General features: G+C 71.9%; 3 protein-coding genes. 2 read left to right on the forward strand and 1 reads right to left on the reverse strand.

The window, feature by feature from the left end; genetic code table 11:
* Positions 1-811: 811 nt before the first annotated feature.
* On the reverse strand, positions 812-1,375 hold the full coding sequence (locus ETD85_RS60940; RefSeq protein WP_138698879.1) for an ArsR/SmtB family transcription factor: 564 nt from the start codon (positions 1,373-1,375) through the stop codon (positions 812-814).
* A 79-nt stretch (positions 1,376-1,454) separates the two neighbouring features.
* On the opposite strand from ETD85_RS60940, the gene ETD85_RS60945 reads away from it, so the two are divergent.
* Positions 1,455-2,876 carry an alpha/beta hydrolase family protein gene (locus ETD85_RS60945; protein WP_206059623.1) on the forward strand — a complete coding sequence of 474 codons (1,422 nt, stop codon included), beginning with the start codon at positions 1,455-1,457 and terminating at the stop codon, positions 2,874-2,876.
* A gap of 86 nt (positions 2,877-2,962) precedes the next feature.
* On the forward strand, positions 2,963-3,511 hold a 549-nt coding region (locus tag ETD85_RS60950), incomplete at its 3' end, for a type VII secretion protein EccB (protein WP_206059624.1).

A 3,511-nucleotide genomic window follows, 5' to 3' on the forward strand; every position in this document is an offset into this window, starting at 1 on the left:
AGAGGTGTATAAGAGACAGTTCCTGGTGACGACCGGCAACCTCACCCCGGTCCAGACCGCACTGCCGGACAACGGCTGAGGTCCCTTCCTCCCCAACCCGACAAACGCCGACTCAACCGGTGGGACCCTTCCAACCGATTAAGTCACCTTCCCACCGGTGGGTCGTGTCCCCAAGCAGTGAGGTCCCCCGCCTACCGGTGAGCCCCTGCCGACCGCTCGGTCCTGTCTCAAGCCGGGGCCGGGCGGTCATGGAGGGAGGGCTGAGCCGTCTCGCAGCGCCCTGGAGCGCCTCGCGGGTGACCAGCCCCTCGCCCAAGACCCCAAGACCGCTGGGCCGGCTCGTGGGCTCCCGTGCTCGCCCACAGGGCCGCCGGGCCACTGGGCACGACGCCGCCGGGCCGTCCCACGTGCCGCCGGGCCGTCCACGCGCCGCCGTCCCACGCGCCGCCGTCCCACGTGCCGCCGGGCCGTTCTCATGGGCTATCGGGCAGTCCGGCCGGGCAATCGGCCGGCTCCGGTCGGCGCTCGTCGGGCGGGTGAGGTCAATCCCCAGAGCGGCTTGGCGAGATCCAACTGCCCTGGTGAGGCCAGGCCCATCGGTGGGTTGGCCGCGCCCGTCGGCCCGGTGAGGCCGGAACCGGTGGCGGGGTGGACGATCCCCGTCGGCCGGGTGAGGCCGACCCCCGCGACGGCTCGGCCAGGTCCAGCCGCCCAAGTGAGGCCAGGCCCATCGGTGGGTCCGCCGCGCCCGGGGGCCCGGTGAGGCCGGGACCGGTCCCGGGGGTGGGCGGACCCCGGCGGCCGGGTGCGGTCAGTTCTCGTCGGCGGGGAGGGTGAAGAAGCGGATGTACAGGGGCCGGGCGTCCGGCGGCGCGTCCTCCGCCCGATGGCTGTACTTGAGCAGCAGCGCGATGTACTCGTCGTAGAACTCGTTGAGCTCCTGCTTCGTCATGCGCCCCATCCCCCGCGACCCCCTCGCCCAGTCCGGGTCGGCGCGGTAGGCGGCCGGGAAACGCTCCACCAGCGCGCGATCCTCCTCGAAGCCGATCCGGTGGAACTCGGCCAGCACCGCCCGGTCCTCCGGGGGCACCTCGTCAGGCTTGGGGAGGCGCATGTCCCTCGGCACCTCGGCCCGCCGCCACCAGCGCTCCCGGCCCGACGAGCGCTCGGGGATCTCCTCGATGAAGCCGTACTTCTCGAGCTGGCGCAGGTGGTAGCTGGTGGTGCCGGTCTTGGCGCCGAGCAGCTCGCCGAGGGTGGTCGAGGTGGCGGGGCCGTGGACGTTGAGGTGGGTCAGCATGCGCCGCCGCATGGGGTGGGCCAGGGCCTTGAGCCGGCCCGGGTCGTTGAGCACGAACGGCTCGTCGTCCTTCATGAGGAGGAGGCTAGTCCTTGCGAAGGATATCTGCAGACATCTCTTTGCCGAGAAGTCTCTGCAGACTAGTGTCGGCGATATGCGGACGATGTTGGCGGCCCTGGTGGCCGCGTTAGTTGCGCTCGTGTCCTCCCCCGCCCTGGCGGATGAGAGCAAGCCGCCGGCCCTGCCGGCGGATCTGGTGGCCGGCGAGGTGAGCTTCCAGGGCAGCGGCGGGCTCACGCTGCACGGCAGCGTGGTCAGCCAGGCGAGCCCGAAGCCCGGGCGGCCCGGGCGGCCCGGCGTCGTGCTGGTGCACGGCGCCGGCACCGGCACCCCGCGCGAGAAGCTGCTGGGCGAGGCCGTGGCCTTCGCCCGCCAGGGCATGTCGGTGCTGATCTACGACAAGCGTTCCGAGGGCTACTCCCTGTTCACCAGGTCCTACTCCCAGCTGGCCGACGACGCGCTGGGAGCCGTCGGGGCACTGCGCAGCCAGCCGGGGGTCGATCCGGCGAAGGTCGGGATCTGGGGGCTCAGCGAGGGCGGCTGGGTCGCGCCGATCGCGGCCTCGCGCTCCCAGGACATCGCCTTCACGATCGTCGTCGGTGCCAACGCGTTGTATCCGCTGCGCCAGCAAACCTGGGCGGTGGCGGCCGGGCTGCGGAAGGCGGGCGTCGCCGGGTCGCTCGTCGACCAGGCGGAGCCCAAGCTCTACCGGGTCATCGCCGACGGCGGGATGTTCCCCGAGCCCTACTTCGACCCGGAGCCGGTCATCGCGAGCGTGCGACAGCCCGTGCTGGGGATCTGGGGCGTGCACGACCTGCTGACGCCGCCCAGGGAGACGCCGCCGATCTTCGCGGCGGCGCTGGCGAAGGGCGGCAACCAGAAGTACACGTTCCGCTACTTCGCCGATGCCGACCACGCCGCGCACCGGACCCCGGATAGCGGGGTCACGCGGCTGCCCGAGCTCGCCCCCGGATACGCGGAGCTGGTCGGGAGCTGGGTGGGTGAGGTGACCGCCGGACGGGCGCCGGCGGCGCAGGTGACGGGACCCGCGCCGGTGCAGGCCGAGGACTCCATCGGGGTCCCGCCCGCCGAATGGTGGGAGTCGGCCTGGACGCAGCTCGCGGCTTTGGTGCTGTTCCTGGTGGCGTTCGGGGGATATCCGGTGGTCGCGGTGATTCGCCGGGTGCGGCGCCAGGGCGGCCCGCCGCCGGTCAAGGTGGCCCGCGCGGTGAGCGCCGGCGGGCTGGCCGTGGTGTTCGGCGCGTTCTCCTACCTGTTCTACCTGGTCATGACGGGCGGCAAGCTGGCCGTGCCAGGGCCCCTGGTGGGTGACAGGCCGGCCATCTGGCTGGCTCTGCAGGCGTTCACGGTGGTGACGGTCGTGTGCACGGTTCTGACGGCCCTGCGCCGGGGCAGGGCGAGCGCGCGCGGCGAGCGCGTACGGATCGGGCTGCTGGTCACGGGCGGTGCCGTGCTCGTTCCGTGGGCGTTGTACTGGGGTTTGCTGCTCCCCTAGCGGGCTCTGCGGATATGGTGCGCGAGAGGCTGTAGGGATAAGAGGGCCTTTATGCTGATGCGCGAGTTCTGACCGGGGGAGGCGCTGTGCAGACCAAGAAGGACCTCTATCAGGCGCACCGCTTGATGCAGCAGCGGCTCGGGATGGCGCTCCTGCAGGCCGAGCCGGATGTGGCCGAGTCACCGATGCGACGGCAGAACGTGGCCACGTTCGGCGGGATCCTGATCGGGATCCTGGTGATGGCGGTGTTCGGCATCTGGGGGCTGGTCAGCCCAGGCAACGCCACCAAGCTGACCGACCCCGGGCAGTTGCTGGTCGAGGAGGAGAGCGGGGCCAAGTTCGTCTACAACCAGCAGCAGCAGCGGCTGCTCCCGGTGGCGAACTACGTCTCGGCCCGCCTGGTGCTCGGCGGCGGCGAGATCAAGACCCGGAACGTGGCGGCCGCCTCCCTGGCCGAGCTCACGCGCGGGCCGCTCATCGGGATCTCCGGCGCGCCCGACTCCCTGCCGGTCAAGGAGAAGCTGGTCAAGGCGCCGTGGTCGGTGTGCGTGGTCGAGGGACCGGACAATCTCGGCGGCACCAAGCCGTACACGACCTTGGTGGGCGGCACGGAGGTCGGCGGGCGGCCGGTGGGC

It is taken from the genome of Nonomuraea zeae (assembly GCF_005889725.1).
Lineage (GTDB): Bacteria > Actinomycetota > Actinomycetes > Streptosporangiales > Streptosporangiaceae > Nonomuraea > Nonomuraea zeae.

Coding starts and splice junctions, on each gene's coding strand:
- ETD85_RS60940 (WP_138698879.1), bottom strand. CDS start 1,375: ATGAAGGACGACGAGCCGTTCGTGCTCAACGACCCGGGCCGGCTCAAG.
- ETD85_RS60945 (WP_206059623.1), top strand. CDS start 1,455: ATGCGGACGATGTTGGCGGCCCTGGTGGCCGCGTTAGTTGCGCTCGTG.